At 65.5% G+C, this 22,123-nt stretch carries 20 protein-coding genes; 10 read left to right on the top strand and 10 right to left on the bottom strand.

Annotated elements, in window-relative coordinates:
• Positions 1-154 precede the first annotated feature (154 nt).
• Complete coding sequence (phaZ, locus tag AC3WLE_RS11240) at positions 155-1,390, top strand: polyhydroxyalkanoate depolymerase (RefSeq protein ID WP_492356341.1); 1,236 nt, start codon at positions 155-157, stop codon at positions 1,388-1,390.
• Between the two features lie 648 nt (positions 1,391-2,038).
• Here the strand turns inward: phaZ and AC3WLE_RS11235 are convergent.
• Entirely contained in the window at positions 2,039-2,203 is a 165-nt protein-coding gene (locus tag AC3WLE_RS11235) for a hypothetical protein (RefSeq protein WP_492356340.1), read from the bottom strand.
• Between the two features lie 347 nt (positions 2,204-2,550).
• Positions 2,551-3,435: a LysR family transcriptional regulator gene (locus AC3WLE_RS11230; RefSeq protein ID WP_492318016.1), complete on the bottom strand. Its 885-nt coding sequence runs from the start codon at positions 3,433-3,435 to the stop codon at positions 2,551-2,553.
• 201 nt (positions 3,436-3,636) lie between these two features.
• Between AC3WLE_RS11230 and argC the strand changes: the two genes are divergently transcribed.
• The gene (argC, locus tag AC3WLE_RS11225) at positions 3,637-4,590 is read left to right on the top strand and encodes an N-acetyl-gamma-glutamyl-phosphate reductase (protein WP_492318017.1); all 954 of its coding nucleotides are present in this window, start codon (positions 3,637-3,639) and stop codon (positions 4,588-4,590) included.
• 323 nt (positions 4,591-4,913) lie between these two features.
• Here argC and AC3WLE_RS11220 read toward each other — a convergent pair whose 3' ends face one another.
• A complete protein-coding gene (locus AC3WLE_RS11220; protein WP_010812593.1) occupies positions 4,914-5,810 on the bottom strand; it encodes a LysR family transcriptional regulator in 897 nt (298 codons plus the stop codon).
• 113 nt (positions 5,811-5,923) lie between these two features.
• Here AC3WLE_RS11220 and AC3WLE_RS11215 point away from each other — a divergent pair, with 113 nt between their 5' ends.
• The 4 genes from AC3WLE_RS11215 to AC3WLE_RS11200 are packed head-to-tail and all read left to right on the top strand — an operon-like array spanning position 5,924 to position 9,103.
• The gene (locus tag AC3WLE_RS11215; protein ID WP_492356339.1) at positions 5,924-6,931 is read left to right on the top strand and encodes a Bug family tripartite tricarboxylate transporter substrate binding protein; all 1,008 of its coding nucleotides are present in this window, start codon (positions 5,924-5,926) and stop codon (positions 6,929-6,931) included.
• Positions 6,932-6,951: 20 nt separating this feature from the next.
• The gene (locus AC3WLE_RS11210; protein WP_492356338.1) at positions 6,952-7,995 is read left to right on the top strand and encodes an Ldh family oxidoreductase; all 1,044 of its coding nucleotides are present in this window, start codon (positions 6,952-6,954) and stop codon (positions 7,993-7,995) included.
• A gap of 22 nt (positions 7,996-8,017) precedes the next feature.
• Positions 8,018-8,755 carry an ABC transporter substrate-binding protein gene (locus AC3WLE_RS11205; RefSeq protein ID WP_492318021.1) on the top strand — a complete coding sequence of 246 codons (738 nt, stop codon included), beginning with the start codon at positions 8,018-8,020 and terminating at the stop codon, positions 8,753-8,755.
• Between the two features lie 39 nt (positions 8,756-8,794).
• Positions 8,795-9,103: a DUF302 domain-containing protein gene (locus AC3WLE_RS11200; RefSeq protein WP_492356337.1), complete on the top strand. Its 309-nt coding sequence runs from the start codon at positions 8,795-8,797 to the stop codon at positions 9,101-9,103.
• Here AC3WLE_RS11200 and AC3WLE_RS11195 read toward each other — a convergent pair.
• The 3 genes from AC3WLE_RS11195 to AC3WLE_RS11185 form a co-directional block, all read right to left on the bottom strand.
• Entirely contained in the window at positions 9,040-10,176 is a 1,137-nt protein-coding gene (locus AC3WLE_RS11195) for a zinc-binding dehydrogenase (RefSeq protein ID WP_492356336.1), read from the bottom strand. The two genes, AC3WLE_RS11200 and AC3WLE_RS11195, sit on opposite strands and share 64 nt — an antisense overlap.
• 314 nt (positions 10,177-10,490) lie before the next feature.
• On the bottom strand, positions 10,491-11,459 hold the full coding sequence (locus tag AC3WLE_RS11190; RefSeq protein ID WP_492356335.1) for a Bug family tripartite tricarboxylate transporter substrate binding protein: 969 nt from the start codon (positions 11,457-11,459) through the stop codon (positions 10,491-10,493).
• A 31-nt stretch (positions 11,460-11,490) separates the two neighbouring features.
• Positions 11,491-12,471: an amidohydrolase family protein gene (locus tag AC3WLE_RS11185; RefSeq protein ID WP_010812600.1), complete on the bottom strand. Its 981-nt coding sequence runs from the start codon at positions 12,469-12,471 to the stop codon at positions 11,491-11,493.
• A gap of 106 nt (positions 12,472-12,577) precedes the next feature.
• Between AC3WLE_RS11185 and AC3WLE_RS11180 the strand changes: the two genes are divergently transcribed.
• Positions 12,578-13,543: a LysR family transcriptional regulator gene (locus tag AC3WLE_RS11180; RefSeq protein ID WP_492318024.1), complete on the top strand. Its 966-nt coding sequence runs from the start codon at positions 12,578-12,580 to the stop codon at positions 13,541-13,543.
• A gap of 410 nt (positions 13,544-13,953) precedes the next feature.
• Positions 13,954-14,937 (top strand): Bug family tripartite tricarboxylate transporter substrate binding protein, encoded by a 984-nt coding sequence (locus tag AC3WLE_RS11175; RefSeq protein ID WP_492356334.1) that lies wholly within the window; start codon positions 13,954-13,956, stop codon positions 14,935-14,937.
• Positions 14,938-14,988: 51 nt separating this feature from the next.
• Here the strand turns inward: AC3WLE_RS11175 and AC3WLE_RS11170 are convergent, their stop codons facing one another.
• From AC3WLE_RS11170 to AC3WLE_RS11155, 4 genes are all read right to left on the bottom strand, one after another.
• Positions 14,989-16,056 carry a CaiB/BaiF CoA transferase family protein gene (locus AC3WLE_RS11170; protein ID WP_492318026.1) on the bottom strand — a complete coding sequence of 356 codons (1,068 nt, stop codon included), beginning with the start codon at positions 16,054-16,056 and terminating at the stop codon, positions 14,989-14,991.
• Entirely contained in the window at positions 16,053-18,179 is a 2,127-nt protein-coding gene (locus AC3WLE_RS11165; RefSeq protein ID WP_492356333.1) for an acetate--CoA ligase family protein, read from the bottom strand. Before AC3WLE_RS11165 ends, AC3WLE_RS11170 begins: the two co-directional genes overlap by 4 nt.
• 85 nt (positions 18,180-18,264) lie before the next feature.
• Entirely contained in the window at positions 18,265-19,413 is a 1,149-nt protein-coding gene (locus AC3WLE_RS11160) for an acyl-CoA dehydrogenase family protein (RefSeq protein ID WP_492318028.1), read from the bottom strand.
• 109 nt (positions 19,414-19,522) lie between these two features.
• Positions 19,523-20,272, bottom strand: a complete 750-nt coding sequence (locus AC3WLE_RS11155; protein ID WP_492318029.1) for an IclR family transcriptional regulator — start codon at positions 20,270-20,272, stop codon at positions 19,523-19,525.
• A gap of 234 nt (positions 20,273-20,506) precedes the next feature.
• Between AC3WLE_RS11155 and AC3WLE_RS11150 the strand changes: the two genes are divergently transcribed.
• Together AC3WLE_RS11150 and AC3WLE_RS11145 are read left to right on the top strand one after the other, a co-directional pair.
• Positions 20,507-20,911 carry a Zn-ribbon domain-containing OB-fold protein gene (locus tag AC3WLE_RS11150; protein WP_492318030.1) on the top strand — a complete coding sequence of 135 codons (405 nt, stop codon included), beginning with the start codon at positions 20,507-20,509 and terminating at the stop codon, positions 20,909-20,911.
• Positions 20,908-22,056 (top strand): thiolase family protein, encoded by a 1,149-nt coding sequence (locus tag AC3WLE_RS11145; RefSeq protein WP_492318031.1) that lies wholly within the window; start codon positions 20,908-20,910, stop codon positions 22,054-22,056. Before AC3WLE_RS11150 ends, AC3WLE_RS11145 begins: the two co-directional genes overlap by 4 nt.
• Positions 22,057-22,123 lie beyond the last annotated feature (67 nt).

Below are 22,123 nucleotides of genomic sequence, written 5' to 3'. Positions count from 1 at the left end.
CTGGCCCGTGTTTATGACTGCACGTTCCCCCCCGCGGTGACACCTGTTGCCATGGAGAGGCACATCGACCCCGGCAGCATGCCCATCGCCGTGAGCGACACAGCGCGGATGTCATTGCCAGCCGAATCGTGTGCGCGTTCCTACGGGAGTCTTCATGCTGTACCAGCTCGTCGAGTATCAGCGCGCACTGCTCGCGCCATTCACCGCATGGGCGGCGAGCGCAGCAAATGCGTTCATCGATCCGGCCAGCCCCTTCGCATATGTCCCGGGCGCATCGGGCTTTGCTGCCGGCTATGAGATGCTCTACCGGCTCGGCAGGACCTGCGAGAAGCCGTCGTTTGGCATCACCGCCATCCGGCGCGACGGCCGCGTCATCGCGGTGGCTGAGCAGGTCATCGTGGAAGGGCCGTTTTGCCGGCTGCTGCGCTTCGCACCCGACATGGGCGCGCTTGACCCTTGCACCGCACCGATGCCAGCGGTGCTGGTCTGTGCGCCGCTGGCGGGCCATCATGCCGTCATGCTGCGTGAAGTCGTGCAGGCCTTGCTGCCCGAGCATGTCGTGTATGTGACGGATTGGAACGATGCGCGTCGCGTGCCGGTGGCCGAAGGACCGTTCCATCTCGATGACCAGGTGGCCCACCTGCAGGCATTTATCCGTCGGATCAGGGCGGAACCGCTACACGTGCTGGCCATCTGTCAGGCCACCGTGCCAGCGCTGGCTGCGGTTTCGCTGTTGGCGAGCGCGGGTGAGCCGACACCCAGGAGCCTCATCCTGGTGGGCGGCCCGGTCGATGCACGCCGCAGCCCGACTGCACTCGGACGTCTGGCCGCGCGCCACTCTCTCGCGTGGTTTCAGCGTAACCTGATCTATGCGGTACCGCAGCCCTACCCGGGTGCCGGACGCAAGGTGTGCCCAAGCTTTCTGCAACTTGCCGGCTTGGCGGCGGCACAGCCAGAACGTCTGGGGGAGGCTTATTGGGACTATTGCCTGGATCTCGTTCGCTGCGACCCCGTGCGTGCCAAGGAGCACCGGCGTGCCTGCGATGCCTACCACGCGGTGCTCGACATGGCGGCCGAGTTTTACCTGGACACCATCCAGCTCGTGTTCCAGGAATTTCAGTTGGCGCGCGGCAGCTGGCAGGTGCGGGGCGAGGCAGTGCGGCCACAGGACATCCGTACCACCGCACTGCTGACCATCGAGGGCGAACAGGATGAGATTTCCGGCCGGGGCCAGACGCAGGCCGCGCACCATCTGTGCCGAGGCATCGCCGCATGCGACAAGCGGCACCTCACGGCCCGCCAGTGCGGCCACTATGATCTGTTCTGCGGGCCTCGCTGGTGCACCGACGTCTACCCCCGCATCCGCGATCTGACCGGGCACGATACTTAGCATCGCCTGCCCGCGGGCAGGCGCAAGCGATCACCCAGTCAAGGGTTGTGCAATCCCTATTGGGGAACAAGAACTCGCGGTGGCCAGCTCAGGGCTGGCTCTCGGGCGCCGATGCAGGATGGCCACGCGTTGCCGCGGCGGAAGCGCCTTGGCCGCCGGCACGCCCCTTACTGCGGTCAACCTTGCCGTGCGCTTCGCTCTTGTCTTTCTTGGCACTCTCGCCGGAAGCTCCGCTGGCGGCCTGCACAGTTGGCTCCGCGCGCCTGCCAGTGTCAGTCCCCGGTGTTGGAGGCGAACCGTAGCGACCGCCCTGCGCCCACGCCGCAACGGCGGTTAGCGAAAGGGCGGCGAGGAAAGCTAGCTTTTTCATTGCTGTCTCCTTTCCTGTGGGATCGCCTTTCACGGTAGACGCTCGCGCTGTAAACACAAGCCTGCGAACCCAATAGCGCTCAAGTCGCTGCAAACTCTGCTCCGCGCCGGCGTGCGATGAGGGTGCACGCGAGTTCAAGAATGACGCTAACCCTCCGGCGCCGACGACACATCGTGCGTGATCTGCCCCGCGCCCAGCTTGTTCACGCGTCATCGCGCAGTCGGTAGTGGTACCGGTGATCGCTGATGCCGACACAGACTATGGCAACGAACTGAACGTCACGCGCCGGCGCGTACTTCGATCGTGAAGAAGTGATCGAGTGCCTGTACGGGACCGGCCGGCCCATCGACCGAGCCGCCGGGCGCGAAGCCGACCAGCCGCTGCAGGTCCCTACTTGCCGCCGACACCGACCTTGCCGCGCCCGACCTTTCGATGCGGCACACTGGGGCGTAGCCTCTTCCTGGAGCCAGCCGTCAGCGTGACGTGCTCCGCAGGGTAGCGGGGGGTCCTGTGCGGCGCGGCCTGATGGGCGGAATGGCCCGGATCGATGCGCTTGATAGCTGACATGACTGACACCTCCTCAGAGGATTCTAGTCCGAAACAGCACGGCGCTTATGCCGCCCGTCGCTAGCAGCCCCATGGGCGCTGATCCTGGGGCGCTCACCAGTGAGGGGCCCATGACCGCAACATGCAGACAGGCGCGGCAAATGTCTCCATCAATGCAATCGAGGACGCGATCAACGCGTGGCGGCGCCGCGCACAGCCGCCGGCCGACGTGTGGCCAACGGCACTACCCCGCCCGCAGCGCCCACAGGGCCTCCAGTACGTATTCCGTGGCGCGTTCTACCCGCTCCCCGCTGTGCGCCAACCCCAGTCGCCGCCACAACGCCGGCCGCAGCGGCCGCATCACTATGCGCGCATCCGGCGCCGGCGTGGTGACCTCGTGTGGCAGCAGGGCCGCACCATAGCCGGCCGCCACCAGGCTCTTGATGGCGTCGTTGTAGTTGAGCTGAATCCGCGGTGCCGGCCTGTGGCCACCGCTGGCGAACCACTCGGCGGTCAGGCGCGACAGGCGCGTGGTGCCGTCATTGAGGATCAGCGGGCGCGTTGCCAGCCAGGCCGGCGTGATGCGCGCCGGGCAGGGCCAGCTCGCTGGCAGGAAAGCCCGTACCGGATCGCGCCGCCAAGGGCGGATGGTCAGCCCCGCCACGCGCGCCTGTGGCAGTGCCACCAGACCGATCTCCAGCGTGCCGGCGGCCAGCCGCGCCAGCGTCTCCTCCGAGGTAAGCACGGCCACCTGCACGTCGATGTCGGGATGCCGCTCCGCCAGCACGGCCAGCGCCTGCGGCAGCAGGTGGGCGATGGCCCCGGTCGAGGCGCCGAGGCGCACGCGGCCGGTCAACCCCTGCACCTGACGCTGCACGTCGTCCAGCGCAAGGTCGGCATCGGCCAGCAGGCGACGGGCGCGATCGACCAGGGTCTCGCCAATGGACGACGGACGCACCTCGCCGCGCCTGCGCGTCAGCAGTTGCGCACCGACACGGGCTTCCAGCTCGGCAATGTGAAGGCTGACGGTGGGCGGAGCCAGGTGCAACGCGCGCGCGGCTTCGGCGAAGGAACCCAGATCGGCGATGGCGACGAGGGTACGCAGGCGGTCCAGGCTGATCTCGCGCATGGGGCGGCATTCCGGTTAAGGGCGTATCTGCTGACGAGGAATATCGTTCAGGAAACGTGAATTTCATCGTCATGAAATTCAACTTCTTCGATTCTATCCGGTGGCGCAAGATGGCGCTTCCTGTACCGGCCGCACCAACGCAGAGCTGATGCTGAACCGGCCGGGGCCGCCACTTTCACGCCACTGCCAAGGATCCATCCCATGCGCTACCCTCTTGTTTTCATCGACGGCGACCAGGGCACCACCGGCCTGCAGATCCACGAACGCCTGCGCGGACGCGACGATCTGCGCCTGTTGACACTGCCCGCCGGCCAGCGCAAGGATGCGCGCGCCCGCGCCGACGCCATCAACGGCTGCGACATCGCCATCCTGTGCCTGCCGGACTCCGCCGCACGCGAGGCGGTGGCGTCCATCGTCAACCCTGCGGTGCGTGTGATCGATGCCAGTTCGGCACACCGCACGCAGCCTGGCTGGACCTACGGCTTTCCCGAGATGACTGCCGGCCAGGCGCAGCGCATCGCGGGCGCGCTGCGCGTCAGCAACCCGGGCTGCTATCCCACCGGGGCGATCGGCCTGTTGCGCCCCTTGGCGGAGGCCGGCCTGCTGCCGCACGACTACCCCATCGCCATCCACGCGGTGTCGGGCTATTCGGGTGGCGGCCGCACCGCCGTCGATACCTACGAGGGACCGCAGGCCACCCGGGCCCTGCCCTTCCAGGTCTATGGCCTGGACCTGGCGCACAAGCACACGCCTGAAATCCAGCAGCACGCGGGCCTGGCACGTCGTCCCGCCTTCGTGCCGGCCTACGGCGCCTTCCGGCAAGGTATCGTACTGACGGTGGCGCTGGAGTTGGACCTGCTGGCATCGGGCACGGACGTCGGCAGGCTGCACGCCTGCCTGCTCGACCACTACGCCGGCGCCCGCCATGTCGAGGTGATGCCGCTAGCCGAATCGGCCGCCACCACTCACCTCGACCCGCAGGCACTGAACGGCACCAACGACCTGCGCCTGGGCGTGTTCGCCAACCGCGAGCACGGGCAGGTGCTGTTGGCGGCGGTGTTCGACAACCTCGGCAAGGGTGCTTCGGGGGCGGCAGTGCAGAACCTCGATCTCATGCTGGCCGGGGTGGCGGCGGAGGTTCACCGGGCCGCCTGAGGCCTACCCAGCGTCGAAATATGAAGCGGGCCGGCAGCTTCCCGGCTTCCGGCCCGCCTGATGCGATCGGGTCAATCACGCGTGATTCGGCGCGTCAGTGAATCTGCATGCCACGCATGACGTGGGATGCGTTCCGGATATTTCTGCATGCCCCCGTACTGACGCAGGAGCAATTGTTGCCGTTCGGTCAACATACTGAGGGCCTTCGCGATGCTACAGCCTGGGGTCAGCCATTCTCAGTCGATCATCGCTTCCTTCCCGAGTGACCATGGGTGCTCTGACACCGGTGGTCACTGACACGGCAGCAACTTCGTGCCACGCGCCTAGGGTTTCGCTGTTCCTCTTCGGATAAGCATGTCAAAGAGAAACTGAGCGGCCGGCGCCAACGGGCGTCCTCGTCGCGAGATCAATCCCAACGTTCGAGTTATCACTGGGTCAGTCAGCGGGATCGCGAGCAGACCACTGCTGGACTTCGGCGGCAAAGCCATTCGAGGCACAACACCGATTCCCAGGTCGGCCTGGACCAGGCTTACCAAGGCGGGAACATGATTTACCTCGCAGTACCATCGCGGTCTTACCGGCAGCCGCGCAAGGGCCTGGTCGATCAGGAAGCGGTTGCCGCTGCCTTGCGCGAGCGTAATGTAGTCAAAGCCTTCAAGGTCTTTCCATTTGACGCTTCTTCGCGTCGCCAGCGGATGCCCCTTGCGACAGGCGACAACGAACGCCTCTTCAATCAAGGGGCAGAAATCGATGTCAGGCTCCTGCGTCCCGATATAGGTCAGGCCGAAATCCGCGTCGCCGCGCGTGACCGCGAGAAGGACATCCCCGGAAGACTCGTCAATGATGCGGATCCGTATCCCCGGATAGCGCTCGTGATACGGCCCCACGACAGAAGGCAGGAAATGCCCGACCGCAGACGGTACGCATGCAAGCGTCACCTCGCCCGACAGCCGATCGGCAACGGTCTGGATGCCGAGCATGGCCTCTTCCAGCTCGTTGATGACGTTTCGCGCCTTGTGCACAAACATGCGGCCCAGGGTAGTCAATTCGACTTTCCGGGTGGTCCGCGTGAACAGCGCGACGCCAAGCGCTTCTTCCAGTTTATCGACGCGACGCGACAGTGCCGACTGCGACAGGAACATCGCATCGGATGCCGCCTTGAAGCTGCCCAGATCGGCTACGGCCAGGAACGCTCGCAAGTCCGCCAAATCGAAATTCATGTGTCTTACGCAAGAATACTTGTGATCTTTGCACTTTACACTGGAATCCGGTCAGCGTGATCATTCGCCCTATGGATGGAACGAAACACTGTCCTGACCAAGCAGGAGACACAATGCCCAACAAAGTACAAGAGCCGTTACGGCGCATGTCGCGCCGTAACGCCCTAGCCGCCCTCGCGATCCCGCTAGCCACTGCACTGATTCCCGCACAGGCGCAGACCTGGACACCCGCCAGGCCGATCCGGCTGATTGTCCCGTATGGGCCCGGCGGAAGCTCGGACGCCATTGCCCGCGTCATCGCGGCAGAGATGTCGAAGAATCTGGGCCAACAGATCGTGGTGGACAACAAGGGCGGCGGCCAGGGTGTCATCGCCATGCAGGAGACCGCACGCGCAGCGCCTGACGGATACACACTGGTTCTCGGCCACGTTGGCACGCTTGCCGTCAATCCCGCCATGATGCGCAAGCTTCCCTACGATCCTCTGAAGGACTTCACGCCGGTGACTTTGCTGGCGAAAGTGCCGATGGTGTTCGCGGTGGGGCCTACCGTCCATAGCGATTCCATCAAGGCATTCATCGCCCAGGCCAAGGCGAAGCCTGGTGCCATGACCTACGGATCGGCGGGCAACGGAAGCGCTGGCAACGTTGCTTTCGAGATGCTCAAGCAGACTGCGCATATCGATCTTGTGCACGTGCCATATAAGGGCACCGGCGCCCAGATTTCCGACTTGCTCGCCGGAAACATCGACGCCGCATCGGCGGGCCTGGCGGGGATCCTGCAACACGCCAAGGCGGGCAAGCTGCGCATACTCGCCGTTGGATCGTCACAGCGCCTCGCGCCGATTCCCAACGTTCCCACCATTGCCGAGGAAGGCTACCCGGGATTTGAAAGCTCGCAATGGTTTGGGCTGATGGCGCCAGCGCGCACGCCCACGCCGGTGGTCAGCCGCCTGCATGCCGAGGCTGTCAAGGCCCTGGCCACCCCGCTGGTGCGACAACGACTTGCCGAGGACGCAAGCACGCCTGTCGGCGCGGGCAGCGCCGAATTTGCGTCATTCATTCGTTCCGAGCAACAACGCTGGGGCACCGTCATCCGCAGCGCGGGAATCCAGGCAAACTAAGTCTTCCGAGAATATCCAGCATGCAACAAGATCGAATCACTGTATCCGAAGCCGAACTCCGCCAGCTCGGAGTGCGCGCGTTCCAGGGCCTGGGCCTGACCGAAGGGGACGCCATCGATGTCATTGACATCCTGGTACTTGCAGACCTCTTCGGGCTCAGCACCCATGGACTGTCTCGCATTGAATCCTATGGCGAACGGCTCCAGTCCGGCGGTATCTCGGCACGCCCCACCATTACAGTTGAGCGCGCCGCGCCGGCGCTGGTGAAGATCGATGGTGGCAACGCAGTCGGCCCGCTCGCTGGCATGAAGGCGCTGCGCGCCGCCATGGAAGTCGCCGAAGAATTCGGCATCGGCATGGCCTTCGTCCGGGGCAGCAATCATTTCGGGCCAGTTTCACCGTACAGCTACATTGCGGCGGAAGCAGGATTCGCCAGCATGATTGGCAGCAACGCCACGACGACCATCGCGCCATGGGGTGGAAGCGACGCACGCTTGGGCAACAGCCCGCTGGGTTTCGGCGTACCGGGGCATGACGGCCGCCACTTCCTGCTGGACATGGCCATGAGCGTGGCCGCACGCGCCAAGATTCGCAATGCGCTCAAGGCAGGACAATCTATCCCGGATTCATGGGCCACCGACGCGCAAGGACGACGGACCACCGATCCCAAGGCTGCCCTCGATGGCTTCCTGCTGCCGATTGGCGGGCACAAGGGCTATGGGCTGGCACTGATGGTCGATCTTTTCGCAGGACTGCTGTCGGATGCGGCGTACCTGACTCACGTCAAGTCGTGGGTCGATGCACCCGACCAGCCCCAGAACCTGGGCCATTTCTTTATCCTGGTTGATACCCGGCGACTGGGATCGGCCCAATGGCTGGCTGCCCGCATGCAAGACTTTGCGGCGATCCTCCACGGTAGCGCACCCGCGGAGCCTTGCAAGCCTGTTATTGTTCCCGGAGAGATCGAACTCGACAAGCTGGCGCGTCAGCGCGAAAAGGGCATTCTCATGGATCCAGCGGTGAAGGCGCTACTGGATCGACATGCCAACGCAAAGACGAACTGAAATGGCACACGCCGGAAGGATCATGACAAGTCAATATGCAAGGCTTGCAGCGGAGCTTGCGCCGACGGGAATCCTTCGCGCATCCATCAACGTAGGCAACCCTATCCTGGCAAACCTCGATGCCGGCGGCAATCCATTCGGCGTTTCAGTAGACCTCGCCCGTGAGCTTGCCAGTTGCTTGGGCGTTCCGCTTGAGCTTGTCGTATTTGACTCAGCGGGGAAGTCGGTCGAGGCCGTCACGGCCGAACAGGCGGACTTCGGATTCTTTGCCGTCGACCCGGTCCGGGGGGCCGGCATCGCATTCTCCGAACCCTACGTGCTGATCGAAGGCGCGTATTTGGTGAAGGAGGAATCCACCGTCAAGGCCAACGAAGAGGTCGACCTCGCCGGACGCCGTGTCGTGGTAGGAAAAGGGAGCGCCTACGATCTTTATCTCACTCGTACGCTGCAACATGCACACATCGTGCGCGCCCCGACTTCCCCTGCCGTTGTGCAAACATTCCTGGAGCAAAGCGCGGACGTGGCTGCAGGGGTGCGACAGCAATTGGAAGCAGATGCCAAGCGCACTGCGGGCCTGAGGTTGTTGCCGGGCCGGTTTATGGTCATACAGCAAGCCATGGGCCTCCCCATAGCCCGCAGCGCTGAAGCCGTGGAATTGCTACGGCGGTTCGTCGAGCAGATGAAGGCCTCCTGCTTCGTTTCGGACGCTCTCAGGCGTCACGGAATCGAGGGCGCGTCCGTCGCGCCCGCGAAATCATAGCCTGCACGCAACGCCGGGCTGGCAATGCCGGCGACGCAGGTGCTGATCTATGACAACGCCAAGCGGGGAACACCATTGATGCTCGCCGCACCCAGCGTTGTGCTGGACTTGCCCCTGCGCGTGCTGGTGCGCGATGACTGCCAGGGCAGCACCTGGATGAGCTGCCACACCGCCGCGGAACTGGAAATCGCCCACCCATTGCCGGCCGGCAGCGCCGCGCCGCCGGCTGTGGCGCAGCGGCTGATTCTTGACACGGGTGGGCGCGCAAGGCGCCCCACGGTGATTTATCCGGCCAGGCCCTTGTTCGGGTTGATCAGGTACTTCTCCCCCGTCGCGCGCTTGTTGTAGACGGCGATCACGTCCAGGTCCAGCACCTCGGCCAGCGAGATCTCTTTCGAGTAGTGGCTGGCAAAGGTGGTCTTCAGCTCCGCCATCACGCGTTGCTTCAGCGCGTTGGCCCGCTCGCGCCCGATCTTCTGCAGGAACGGGAACAGCAGCCAGCCGCCCATGCCCCACGCCATGCCGAAGTTGCGGTTGAACTCGGTCGGGCTTGTGTCCAGGCCGCCGTAGAGATAGACCTGCTTGTGGGTGGTCGAGCCATAGCGGCTGTATTCGCGGGCCGTCTTGTTCAAGGCCGCTTCCATGCAGGTGAGGATCTGGCCGCCGAGCTTGCCGCCGCCCGTGGCGTCGAAGGCGATCGTTGCGCCAGTGGCGACGAGTGCCTCGGTGAGGTCCTGCATGAACGTGGGCGACGCGGCGTTGCAGACGTGGACCGTACCTTGTGCCTTGAGCAGGTCCGCCTGCTCTTGCTTGCGCACGATGTTCACCAGCTTGATGCCATCCTTGAGACAGATCTGATTGAGCATCTGGCCCAGGTTGGAGGCCGCGGCGGTGTGCACCAGGGCGCTATGTCCTTCGAGCCGCATGGTCTCGACCATGCCCAGTGCGGTGAGCGGGTTGACGAATGACGACGCGCCGTCAGCAGGCGTGGCGCCTTCGGGCAGGACCAGGCACTGGTCCGCGGGAATGCAGCGGTACTGCGAGTACATCGCGCCGCCGATGGCAGCCACGGTCTTCCCCATCAAGGCTTGCGCCGCGGGGGACGAGCCTGCATCGACGACCACGCCCGCGCCCTCATTGCCAACCGGCATGGACGCATCCAGGCGGCCCGCCATGCTGCGCATCGCGCCTTCCGGAACGCGCGCGGTGACGATGGGGCGCTCGGCCGTGCCGCTGGCCTTGGCCGTGCTCATGTCGGCCGCACCGAACAGCAGTCCGAGATCGGACGGGTTGAGGGGAGAGGCTTCAATGCGGATGAGCACTTCATCCGGGCCAGGGTTCGGCGTGTCGATGCTGGCTAGCGACAGCTCGAGTTCACCACTGCTCTTGATTTGCGAACGAAGTTGAAGTGCGGTGCGCATTCGATGTCTCCTTGGTCTGTCGGTTTGCGGTGAGCGCGGCAGCAGCGGGGGGCTGTTTTCGCCAGCAGTCAGCAATGTAGCAAGTTCCTGCGAATCCCGTACTGGGCCGGAAATTCAGGTCATGCGCCGGCCGACAGGCCATCATGCATCGCACTGATAGCGGTGGATATATCAATCACCTGGCGGTCAGCCCTGTTGCGCTTTACGTTCCAGTCGCCGGCTCGACTCGGACTGAAGGAAACGATTGACCCGCCTGTGCGGGACCGGCCGGCCCACGAGCACGGCCAGCCCCTGCATGCTGCACGGCGGCAACATCATTCGGCCTTGTAGCCCGATGCCTTGATGGGCCGTTCCCAGCGCCTGAGCTCGGCGACCTGGGTCTCGCCGAGTTGCTGCGGGCCGGCGTAGTTTGCATTCAGGCCGATCTCGCGGATGCGCGCCTGGAGATCGGGCGCCTTGAGCACTTCGGCGATCGCGTCGGACAGGCGCTTGACCTTGTCGGCCGGCAGGCCTGCGGGGGAGAACAGGCCGACGAAGGCCTCAGCTGTGGCGTCGATGCCGGACTCCTTGAGCGTTGGCACGTCGGGCAGCGCCGGCGATCGCGCGTTACCCGTGACCGCGAGGATGCGCAGGCGGCCCGCGCGGTGATGCTCGATGGTCTCCGATATCGTGTCCACCATGATGGGAATCTGTCCGCCCAGCAGATCGGACACTGCCGGCGCGCCGCCCTTGTAGGCAACGTGCGTGAGCGGCACGCCTGAGGCCTGCGACAGCAGCACGCCCGCAAAGTGCGGCACGGTGCCTGCGCCCGAAGTACCGTAGTTGGCGCGGGCCGGGTTGGCCTTGAGCCAGTTCAGCACCGCGCGGATGTCGCCGGCCGGCGCCGCCGGACCCGCCGTCACCGCGAAGTCGAAGGTCACCACGCGCGCGATGGGCGTGAAGTCCTTCACCGGGTCATAGTTGAGGTGGTAGAGCCATGGCGAGATCACCAACGCGCCGCTGGGCGAAATGACCAGCGTGTTGCCGTCGGCCGGCGCGCGCTTTGCTTCCCCAAGCACCAGGCGACCGCCAGCTCCGGGCTTATTCTCGACGATCACCTGCTGGCCGAGCGGCAGGCGCAGGCGCTCGGCCAGCAGCCGCGCCACGACATCGACCGAGCCGCCGGGCGCGAAGCCGACCAGCAGCTTGAGGGGGGGCTTGTCCTGGGCAAGGGCGCCCATAGGCAGCGCGGCGGCCAGCGCCAAGGTTGCAGCCACCCGATTGAAAACGCGTCGCTTCATCATGCTGAGAGTCTCCTTGGTCAGCCGAAGTCGATCAGAAACCGAATACTCGCATGGCATTGCCCGAACGCACGGCGTCGCGCTGCGCGGCGGACAGCCGCTCCGTATTGGCGAAGGACCCGCGCGTGTCGTGAACCTGGTGCGGCCAGTCGGTGCCGAACATCACCCGGTCGGCGCCGACGACCGAGATCAGGAACTCCAGCGAAGCCGGGCTGTACGAGATGCAGTCGTAGTGGATGTGGCGCAGGTAGTCGATGGGCGTGCGCTGCATCTTGCGCCGCTGGGGGATCTCGACCTCGTGGCCCTTCCCGAAACGGCCGGCCAGGTAGGGCAACGCACCACCCGCATGCGAGGCGATGATCTTGAGGTTGGGGTATTGGTCGAAGAAGCCCTCGAAGATCATGCGCGTGATGGCGAGCGTGGTGTCGAACATGAAGCCCACGGACCAGCTCAGGTCGAACTTGGTCATGTCCATCAGGTCGGCGCCCGGCGGGTCGGTGGGGTGCACCAGCACCGGCAGCGCGCGGCGGTCGATTTCGGCCCAGATGGGCGCGAAGGCCGGGTCGGTCAGGCTGCGGCCGGCGATGTTGGCCAGCACCATGACGCCGCTCGCACCGTTGTCGCAGGTGCGCTTGAGCTCGTCGAGCGCGCGCTGCGGGTATTCCCACGGCAGCGAGGTGAACCAGCGCAGCCGGCTCGGGTGATCGGCCTGCGCCTGCGCCAGCGAATCGTTGGATTCGCGGGCCGCTTCGCAGCTGGTTTCCTCGTCGCCCCAGAACACATTGGGGCAAGTCAGCGACATGACAGAGATGTCGATGCCGGCCGCGTCCATGTGCTGGATGCGCAGGTCGTAGTCGAAGTGTCCTTTCTGTGGGATGACCACGGGCGTGTCGCCACGGAATACCTCGTGCTGGCCGTCGGGGCGCTGCTGGATGTTGTAGAGCCCGCCCTTGCGCTTGAGCAGCTCCAGCCAGGGCTTTGTGAAGATGTGGGTGTGAACATCGATGACAGGCATCTAGGGGGCTCCCGTGGTGTGTGAGTGACGGATGTCTAGACACTACTGTAGTGATCTGGCATAAACGTATTGGCAGATATCTTGATACCAGGATAAGTAAATACTTATGCCCGACCGACTCACCGCCCTGGCCCTTGAAACGCTGGGCCGCATGCGCTCGCGCCTGAAGGCGCGCCAGCTCAACCTGCTGGTCGCGCTGAACGAGTACGGCTCGCTCTCCCGCGTGGCGCAGGAATGGGGGGTGACCCAGCCCTACCTGACGCAGATGCTGGCCGAGGTCGAATCCATGATGGGCACGGCCCTGTTCACGCGGCAACGCGGTGGCGTCACGCCCACGCCGGTGGGGCGCATCGCGATCTCGCGCGCTTCGCGCCTGCTGGTCGACCTGCAGGACTGGGCCAACGACATGGCCGCAGCCCGCCTGGGCTTCACCGAGCGGCTCAGCATCGGCGTGATCCACTACCTGTCCGGCCAGTTGCTGTGCGACACGCTCTCGCACACGCGCGAGCAGGTCGGGCCGTTCGTGTTCTCGGTGGAGGAAGCCAGCAGCGACCGCCTGCTGGCGCTGCTTCGCGAGCACAGGCTCGAAGGCGTGGTGGCACGCGCGCGCGGCGCGGCACAGGTGCGTGACCTGCGCTGCGACATCCTGTTCCGCCAGCGCCCCGCGCTGGTGTGCCACCTCAAGACTGCCAGGCATCTGGGCAAGCGCGCGCTGGACTGGCACGAGCTCGCCACCATGGACTGGGTCCTGCCGCCCGCGGGCACGGCGCTGGGCGCCTCGGTGCTGGACCTGTTCCTGCACGTGGGCGAAGAGCCACCGGTGCCGGCCATCGAAACCCATTCGCTCAAGATCGTCGGCCGCATGATCGAGCGCAACCCGTCGATGGTGGCCATCGTGCCCGCCGACGTGGCGCACGATCTCTCCACCCGCGCGCACGTGGCCAGCGTGCCCTGCGACCTGGAGTGGCCGCTGCCGCCGGTGGCGCTTTACCGGCGCCAGGGTGCGGGTGACTCGCCCACCATGGCGACCTTTGTGCGCACGCTGAAGACCTTGTGCAAGGAACGGTTCTGATGACCGCCGCCGCTGCTTGCAAACTGTGATTCCGCGTCGCGTTGGCCGGCCCAGTTGCAAGCTTTCTCCTTTTTACAGTTGTTGCTGCACTTCACTTGTGGCTCATCGCCTGGTGCGCCTAGCGCAAGGCTGTTTCATGCCGCTTGAAGCTGTTGAGCGGGGCATAACGTCCCGTCCGAGAGCGCGGCAAGCCAAGCCGCGCTACGCCCATATCAATGCCGATGGCACCGCCATTGGCAGCGGCTGTTCGACCTCGCGTTCAGCCTGAATCGACACCTGAAGCCGGAAGGTTCCCCAATGACGTCCACCCGTACGGTCTCCTGTCGAGCTCCTGGATTTCCTATTTTTCTTTCCTGCGATTAGCTGTATAGTACTTCGATATTTCGAAGAAAATATCAAAGGAGACAGCGATGAACAGAAGTTTCCGATGCTGGCGGCGATCGCTGCTGGCAGCGTTGGCACTGGCGCCAGCACTCTCATTCGCGCAGGAAAAATTCCCTAGTCGGCCAATTACCTGGATCGTGCCGTTCACCCCGGGTGGCATCACCGACACGGCATCGCGCACCATCGCCAAGAAGATGTCGGAAACCCTGAAACAATCGGTGGTGGTGGAAAACCGCCCCGGGGCTGGCGGCATGGTCGGCACGGAAGTCGCGGCGCGTGCGCCGGCCGATGGCTACACATGGATCTATGGCACGCAGGGCACAATGGCGGCCAACCTGGCGCTGTACGGCAAGGTGCGCTACGACCCGTTGAAGGATTTCGCCCCAGTCCACGCGATCTCGGAAACATCCACGATCATGGTGGTCAACGCCTCGCGCCCCTACAAGACGGTCAAGGAACTGGTGGAATACGCCAAGCAGCATCCGGGCAAGGTCAACTTCGGATCGGCGGGCGCGGGTACCGGCACGCATTTGAGCGCCGAGTTGTTCCAGACCAGCGCCGGCGTGAAGCTAACCCACGTTCCGTACAAGGGCAGTTCGCCGGCGATCAACGATCTGCTGGGCGGCGTGGTGGACGTGATGTTCGACTATCCGAGCATCGTGATACCTCATATCCAGAGCGGAAAGCTGCGCGCGCTTGCCACGACCGGCAAAGAGCGTCTGGCGCTGCTGCCGACCGTGCCCACCATTGCGCAATCAGGTTACGCCATGGCGCAGGCCAGTAGCTGGTCCGGCATCCTGGTGCCGGCCGGCACGCCGCCACAGACCGTGGCGCTGATTGCGAAGGCGACGGAGGAAGCGCTGCGCGACCCCGAGGTACGCAAGTCGATCGAGCCATACGGCAGTATGCCGATGTACGGCCTGTCCGAAGCCAAGTTCGGCAGCTTCATCCAGGCCGAGATCGTGAAGTGGGGGGATGTGGTCAAGAAGTCCGGCGCCAAGCTGGACTGACCAACGGGCCATCCATGCGGGGCGCGGCCAAGGCCGGCGCCCCGCGATGCTTCAGGCCATACCCTCCAGCGTCACGGGGAACCCGGGCAACGGCCCGTTTTCCGTCTCCGTGATCCGCGCCCCCGATCTGGCTCGGGCTTGCACAACGGCCTCCGCAGCATCCAGCACCGGGAACACCGGCAGGTCCGCGTCGGCCAGACGCGCCATCAGCGCATCGGCGTCATACTCGACCACACATTCCGCCAGACGCGCATTGATCGCTTCGGCATGCGCGGTACGCGCGGCGTGGGTCGCGCAACATGCATCGTCGGCGGCGAACAGACCCAGCGAAGCATTCAGGCCGCGCCAGAAATGCTCCTCCAGCGCGGCGATGGTCAGGTAGCGGCCATCCCTGCAGCGGAACACGCCATAGGCCGGCTTGCCGCCCAGCATCGCACGCTGCGCATCGGACGTGGTCGCGGCCTTCTGGCGAAACAGCCCCAGCCGCGGCGCCATCCAATGCAGAACGCTGTCGGCGAGCGCCGCATCCAGATACTGACCGCGTCCGCTCACCGTGCGCTGGTAGAGCGCGGCCAGCAGCGCGGATAGCGCCGTGGATGCGCCGGCCAGATCCGCGATCGGCAGCATGGCCTGGTGCTCTGGAGGACCACCGGGCGCGCCAGCCAGTGATAACGCGCCCGCTGCTGCCAGGTAGTTGATGTCGTGACCTGGCAGCAGCGCATGCCGGCCGTCCTGGCCAAACCCGGTCAGCGACAGATAGATCAGCCGTGGGAACGGCTCGCGGAGGTTGTCGTAGTCCAGCCCGAGCCGGCGCATCACGCCTGGGCGATAGGATTCGATCACGATGTCCGCCTGCGCGATCTGCTCCCTCACCTCGGCCAGGCCACTATCGCTCTTCAGGTCGCAGAACAGGCTGCGTTTGCCACGATTGATCGCATCGAACAGCCCCGGCGCCATGCGCCGGGCATTGTCGCCGTGCGGGGGACGTTCGATCTTCACCACTTCGGCGCCCATGTCGACGAGGGACTGCGTCAGGAACGGGCCGGGAAGCAGTTCGGTCAAGTCGACAACGCGCACGCCCGCGAGCGGCGGGGCACTGGTCGCACGGGCCGCGCTCATTTCCCATCCTCCTCTTGCTCCATCACGATCACCGCATCGAGTGGCAGCGCCCCCTCCCCCGCGACGCCGACCCAAACCGGATTCAGATCCATCTCCACCAGCCGGTCGGCATGCGCGACGACGAAGTCCGACACCTTCACCAGCAGCGCCGTCAGTGCCGCGATGTCGTGCCTCGGCTTTCCGCGCGCGCCATCCAGCAACGGGAAACAGCGCACCTCGCGGATCATCCCCTCGGCCTCTGTGGCCGACAGCGGCAGCATGCGGCGCGATACGTCCTTGAAAACCTCCACGTAGATCCCGCCGAGGCCGAAGGTCAGGATGTGCCCAAACACCGGGTCACGCGAAACACCGATGAGTATCTCCAGACCGCCCGGCGCGGCCATTTGTTCGAGCAGCAGACCGTCGATGCGCGCGTCAGGCACGTTGCGCGTGACCGATGCGTGAATACCTTGCCAGGCCGCCTCGAGCCCGGCTTCGTCGTGGATACCGACCACCACGCCCCCAACATCCGACTTGTGCTGGATCTGCGCGCTCACCACCTTGGCCACCAGCGGGTAACCCACCTCGCGCGCCAATACGCGCGCCTGCTCCAGCGTGGCCGCCACACGGGACACGGGAATGGCGATGCCGGCTGCGCGCAGCATCGCCTTGCCCTCGGGCTCGGACAGGGCCCGCGTGGGCACCTCGGCGCGTGGCCGCGCGGCGGCCTGCAGCAGCGGCTCGAAGTCGATATCGGCGCGGGCCCGCCAGTCCGCATAGGCCATCCAGCGCTGCACCGCCTTGACGGCCTTGCTGATGCTGCGCACGGGCGCCAGGCCCGCATCGGCAAACACCTTGTAGGCTTCGCCCTGGCGCTCGCTCATCCAGATCGGCAGCATCGGCACCGGGCTCTCTTCCTGCACCTGTGCCGTGATGTCGGCGGCCAGCTTGGTGATGGCCCCGTACTCGAGCGCCTGCGGCAGCAGCACCAGTGACACGTTCGGGTCTTGGCAAACCGCCTGCAGACAAGTCCGTGCCAGCTCCGGGTTAGCCATCACCGCGGTGGTGGTGTCGATGGGGTTGTCGATGGCCGCGTACGATGGCAGCGCTTCGCGCAGCACAGCGAGGGTCTGCGGCGCGAACTCGGCCAGCTTCAGTCCGGAATTTCCGACCATGTCGGCGCACAACGCCGCGGTGCCGCCCGACCCCGAGTAGATCGCAAGGGCACCGCCCTGGCGCGGCATGCCGCGCGCAAACAGCCAGGCGGTGTCGATCAGTTCATCGATGTCATCGACCTCGACCACGCCAAGCTGGGCGAACACGGCGCTGTTGACCTCCGCCGAGCCGGTAATCGAAGCCGTGTGCGACTGCGCTGCCTTGCGCCCGTATTCGGAACGCCCCACCTTAAGCACCACCACCGGCTTGCCCTTGCGCGCCGCATGCTGCACGGCCGCGACGAACTTGCGGCCGTCATTGACCCCTTCGAGCAGCGTGGCGATGACCTTGATATCGGGCGCATCGGCCATGTAGTGGATGAAGTCGCTCACCTGCAGGTCGACCTCGTTGCCGCTGGAACTCCACAGCGCCACGCCGATGCCGCGATCCATCGCCTGCAGCACATTGCGGCCAAGGCCGCCCCCTTGCGTGGCCAGCCCCACCGGCCCGCCGCGAAGATCGTGCCGGAAGGACGGCGAGAACGTGAAGCCGAGCCGCTCCGTGATATTGGTCAGGCCCGGGCAGTTCGGTCCGTAGATGCGCATGCCCGTGCGCGCCACGATCTCCTTCATGGTCTGCTCGGCGGCCTTGCCCTCCTCACCGGCCTCGCCAAAGCCCGAAGTCAGGATGATCGCGAAGCGCACCCCTTTCTCGCCGCACTGTTCCAGTACCGCAAGCACATGCTCGGCGGGCACCGCCACCAGAGCGGTGTCGGGCACGGCCGGCAGCGACGCCACGTCGGGCCAGGCCTTGCGCCCGGCCACTTCCGGCTTGGTCGCGTTGATCAGGTACACATCGCCCAGAAAATCCGAATGGTCCAGCAGGTTCTCGAGCGCGCGGGCGCCAATGCTGCCACTGCGGTCACTGGCCCCGACCAGGGCGATGGAACGCGGGCTGACGAGCCGGGACAGGTCTTGGTATGTCTCCATGTTTTTTCTCTCGATGCGGAAGTCTGCGGAGCCCGGCGATACGCCGGGCGGAAAGGGCCTGGAGGCCCGGCGCGGCTGTTGCCGCTCAGGCGATGGCCGACATGCCCAGAATCTCGCGGCCGACGATCAGTGTCTGCACTTCGGTGGTGCCTTCTGGAATGGTGCCGCCACGCGTATCGCGGAAGATGCGTTCGATCGGGTAGTCGGTGGCGTAGCCCAGACCGCCGTGCACCTGCAGGGCCATGCTGGCCACCTCGTGCGCGGCCTCGGTCGCATACAACTTGGCAATCGACGCGGAGACACGCGTGTCCTCACCGCGGTCGAGCGCCATGGCGGCGCGATACCCGAGCGCACGGGCCGCTTCCACCCGGATCGTCATATCCACGATCATCTTCTGCACGAGCTGGAAACTGCCGATGGGACGGCCGAACTGCGTACGCGTCCTGGCGTAGTCAGTGGCGAGGTCGAGCGCGGACTGCGCCGCGCCCACGGCGCCCATCGCGATATTGACGCGCGCTCCGTCCAGGCCCTGCAGCATGCGCTTGAGCGCGCCGCCCTCCTCGCCCAGCAGGTTCTCGCGCGGCACGCGAATATTGTCGAAGCCGAGCTCGGCGGTGCCGGTACTGCGCAGCACCATGGTGTCGACGCGGCGCACCTCGTAAGGACTGACTTCGCGCTCGACCAGGAACGTCGACAACTGGCCTTCGCAGTTGTCGCTGTAGGTACGGGCCACCACGATGCCGAAGTCGGCAAACGCGCCGTTGGTAATCCAGAGCTTGCGGCCATTGAGCACGTAGTGGTCTCCGTCCAGGTCGGCACGCGCCTGGATCTGCGCGATGTTGGAACCGGTACCCGGCTCGCTGATCGCGGTAAACACCTTGCGCTCACAGGCCAGCAAGGGTTCGAGGAAGCGGGCCTTCTGATCCGGCGTGCCGACGGCAGCAAGCTTGGCGATCGGGCCGTTGGTAATGTTCAGGATGGTACGCAGCGAAAGCCAGGCGTAGCCGGCCTCCTCCATCATCATCGCCCAGGTGAGCTGGTCCAGCCCCATCCCGCCCTGTTCTTCGGACAGGCGCCCGCCGATGTAGCCGAACTGCGACAACCCCTTCAGGATCTCGAAGGGAAAGGTCTTCTCCTGATCATGCCGGCTGATCAGCGGTGCCACCTCCGCCTGCATGAATCGGCGAATGTTGTCGCGCAGCAGCCGCTGCTCGGGAGTTGCTTCGAAAAACATGGGTATCTCCTGTAAAAGCCCGGTTGAGAAATGCATGCGGCACCGGCGGCATTGCGTGCCAGGCACCGCCGATACAAAGCCGGACACAGGAACGGTCCCATGTGCCGGCCTAATCCTTCTGGGCGGCGGGAAAAACCAGCTCCCGCGCAGCCTCGATCACCTCCAGGTACTCGTCCTTGCGGCGATTGAATCGTTCGGTGGGGCCCGCCAGCGAGATCGCCAACGGTTCGTCGCCGATCAGCCCGGCCACCGCGATGGCGGTCACCCCTTCTCCGCCCTCGTCCTCGACCCACGCCCAGCCGCGCTCACGCACTTTGGCGATCTGCTTTTCCAGCACGACCGGATTGATTTCCGTCTTTGGACCCAGCTTGGGCAGCGCGCGCAGGCGTAACTGCCGCGCCGCGTCTTCCGGCGGCAGTACCGCCAGCAGCGCCTTGCCGAGCGCCGTGGCATGCAAGGCCAGGCGCTTGCCGACGCGCAGCACGTAACGCAATTCGTAGCGGCTTTCCTGGAAGCCGGTCACCCGCACGTGAGCGCCGTCGAGCCGGCCGCACAACGAGGTCTCGCCGGTCTTGCCAGTGAGGAACTCGGTGGCCTCGGCCGCCACGGCCGCCAGCGGATCGTTGCCGGCAATGGCTTCGCAGATCGAATGGAGCCGCGTGGTGGGATAGAAGCGGCGCGTGCGCGCGGTACGCATCAGATACCCCGTCTCGGTCAGCGTATGCAGCAGGTCCGAGCAGCTGCTCTCCGGCAGGTCGAGCAGGCGCGCAAGTTCCGAGTTGGAGAGCTCGCGCTTTTCGCGCGAGAACACCTCGAAAACGGCAAGACTGCGCGCGGCGGCAGGAACAAAGCTTGGCATGGGTTCTCCGAAATTCTCGTGATGACAGGGCGGCATCCGCCCAAAGCGCACAGTCTACGAGATTTCGTACGTTCTCCCGTGTTTGACATGGGGTATTACTACGATATACTGGATACTAATCCGACCTATCGTAGTTATGCAAGATAAAGATCGGCCGATGGCACCCGCGACGTCGCGCCGACGTGCAAGCACCCGCGCGCCCGATGGGCAAACAGATACTGAAGAGGAGACACGATGCAGACTGCGGAATCCCGCTCGCCTGAAACACAAGGGGCGCCATTCCTGGCCGTACTGCGCTGCGGCGCATGCGGCAAGCCCACCTACCCCGCTTCCGCCTATGGTTGCCAGTACTGCGGCGCCGAACCCGAGCGCGGCACGGTGGAACAGATGCCCGCGCGGGGCACGCTGCGCAACTACGTGACCGTGCATGCGCCGCTGGTGCGCGACATGCCGCCGCCATTCGTTGTCGGCGAGGTCGAGTTCGCGGAAGGCATACGCGAAGAAGTGCTGCTCGACGTGGTCAGCGAATCGGAACTGGCTCCGGGCATGACGGTGCAAGGCGTGATCCGCGCCGACGCCCCGTGCGGCGACCGTTATCCGCTGCGCTTCGCGCCCGCAAGCCAGGAGGTGCAACGATGAACCGCCTGCTTCAGCAAACCCCCGTCTACGTCATCGGCATCGGACTGCATCCGTACCAGTTCGCGTCGGATACCCCTTATGTCAGCCTCGGCCTGCGCGCGCTGCGCGAGGCGCTGGCGGACGCCGGCATTGCCTGGCCAGAGGTGCAGAGCGCGTACGTAGGCACGTCGGCGATCGGCATGGCAACCGGGCGCGTCATGTTCCGCCACCTGGGCTCCACCGGCCTCGCCGTGACGCAGGTGGAAAGCGCCTCGGCATCGGGCTGCTCGGCGTTCCGCCAGGCGTGCCTGGAGGTGGCGAGCGGCATCTCGGACGTGGTGGTGGCGATGGGGGTGGACAAGTTCGGCGATGGCCGCAAGGCCGCCGACAAGGACGGCCTGCCGCACCTTGCGCCGACCGCGACCATGCCGCCGGTGAAGTTCGCGCTGATGGCGCATGAATACCTGCGCCAGCACGGCCTGAAGCCCGAAGCGATGGCACGCGTCGCGGTCAAGAACCACGGCAATGCGGCGCTCAACCCGTATGCACAGTTCCGCAAACCCCGCACACTCGAGCAGGTCATGGCCTCGCCAAAGGTGGTGGGCGACCTGACGGTGCAGCAGTGCTGCCCGCGTGGCGACGGCGCCGCTGCCGTGATCGTGGTGTCGGAGGCGGCGATCAGGCGTCTCGGCCTGGACAAGCGCCGCGCCGTGCGCGTGCTGGCATCGGTGGCGAACAGCGAGGAGCTTGAGCACGGCGATTCGTCGGCAGCCGTCGACATGGTGCGCAAGTCCACCGCGCTGGCGTATGAGCAGGCCGGCATCGGCCCGCGCGACCTGAACCTGGTGGAACTGCACGAGGCCTTCTCGATCGAGGAGCTGGTCTACACGGAAGCCATGGACCTATGCGCGCCTGGAGAAGGGGCGGCGTGGCTCGAACGCGGCGCTTCGGCCATCGGCGGCCAATGCGCGGTCAATGCATCGGGCGGCCTGCTAGGCATGGGTCATCCGACCGGACCGACCGGTATCGGGCAGATCGCCGAGATCACGCGCCAGATTCGCGGCGAGGCACACGGACGGCAACACGCGGGCGCGCGCCTGGGGCTGGCTCACATGATCGGGCTCGGCTCGGTGGCCTTCGCCCACGTCCTGGCGGCATCGCACTGACTGCCCCCGCGGGGTGGCCGGCCGCACGTGCGACTGGCGAACCCTCACGCAAACATCGGCGCGAACA

Source organism: Cupriavidus sp. FW306-1B-F12B, assembly GCF_058781795.1.
This window is presented reverse-complemented; position numbering and strand designations above follow the sequence as displayed.

Coding starts and splice junctions, on each gene's coding strand:
- phaZ (WP_492356341.1), top strand. CDS start 155: ATGCTGTACCAGCTCGTCGAGTATCAGCGCGCACTGCTCGCGCCATTC.
- AC3WLE_RS11230 (WP_492318016.1), bottom strand. CDS start 3,435: ATGCGCGAGATCAGCCTGGACCGCCTGCGTACCCTCGTCGCCATCGCC.
- argC (WP_492318017.1), top strand. CDS start 3,637: ATGCGCTACCCTCTTGTTTTCATCGACGGCGACCAGGGCACCACCGGC.
- AC3WLE_RS11220 (WP_010812593.1), bottom strand. CDS start 5,810: ATGAATTTCGATTTGGCGGACTTGCGAGCGTTCCTGGCCGTAGCCGAT.
- AC3WLE_RS11215 (WP_492356339.1), top strand. CDS start 5,924: ATGCCCAACAAAGTACAAGAGCCGTTACGGCGCATGTCGCGCCGTAAC.
- AC3WLE_RS11210 (WP_492356338.1), top strand. CDS start 6,952: ATGCAACAAGATCGAATCACTGTATCCGAAGCCGAACTCCGCCAGCTC.
- AC3WLE_RS11205 (WP_492318021.1), top strand. CDS start 8,018: ATGACAAGTCAATATGCAAGGCTTGCAGCGGAGCTTGCGCCGACGGGA.
- AC3WLE_RS11195 (WP_492356336.1), bottom strand. CDS start 10,176: ATGCGCACCGCACTTCAACTTCGTTCGCAAATCAAGAGCAGTGGTGAA.
- AC3WLE_RS11190 (WP_492356335.1), bottom strand. CDS start 11,459: ATGATGAAGCGACGCGTTTTCAATCGGGTGGCTGCAACCTTGGCGCTG.
- AC3WLE_RS11185 (WP_010812600.1), bottom strand. CDS start 12,471: ATGCCTGTCATCGATGTTCACACCCACATCTTCACAAAGCCCTGGCTG.
- AC3WLE_RS11180 (WP_492318024.1), top strand. CDS start 12,578: ATGCCCGACCGACTCACCGCCCTGGCCCTTGAAACGCTGGGCCGCATG.
- AC3WLE_RS11175 (WP_492356334.1), top strand. CDS start 13,954: ATGAACAGAAGTTTCCGATGCTGGCGGCGATCGCTGCTGGCAGCGTTG.
- AC3WLE_RS11170 (WP_492318026.1), bottom strand. CDS start 16,056: ATGAGCGCGGCCCGTGCGACCAGTGCCCCGCCGCTCGCGGGCGTGCGC.
- AC3WLE_RS11165 (WP_492356333.1), bottom strand. CDS start 18,179: ATGGAGACATACCAAGACCTGTCCCGGCTCGTCAGCCCGCGTTCCATC.
- AC3WLE_RS11160 (WP_492318028.1), bottom strand. CDS start 19,413: ATGTTTTTCGAAGCAACTCCCGAGCAGCGGCTGCTGCGCGACAACATT.
- AC3WLE_RS11155 (WP_492318029.1), bottom strand. CDS start 20,272: ATGCCAAGCTTTGTTCCTGCCGCCGCGCGCAGTCTTGCCGTTTTCGAG.
- AC3WLE_RS11150 (WP_492318030.1), top strand. CDS start 20,507: ATGCAGACTGCGGAATCCCGCTCGCCTGAAACACAAGGGGCGCCATTC.
- AC3WLE_RS11145 (WP_492318031.1), top strand. CDS start 20,908: ATGAACCGCCTGCTTCAGCAAACCCCCGTCTACGTCATCGGCATCGGA.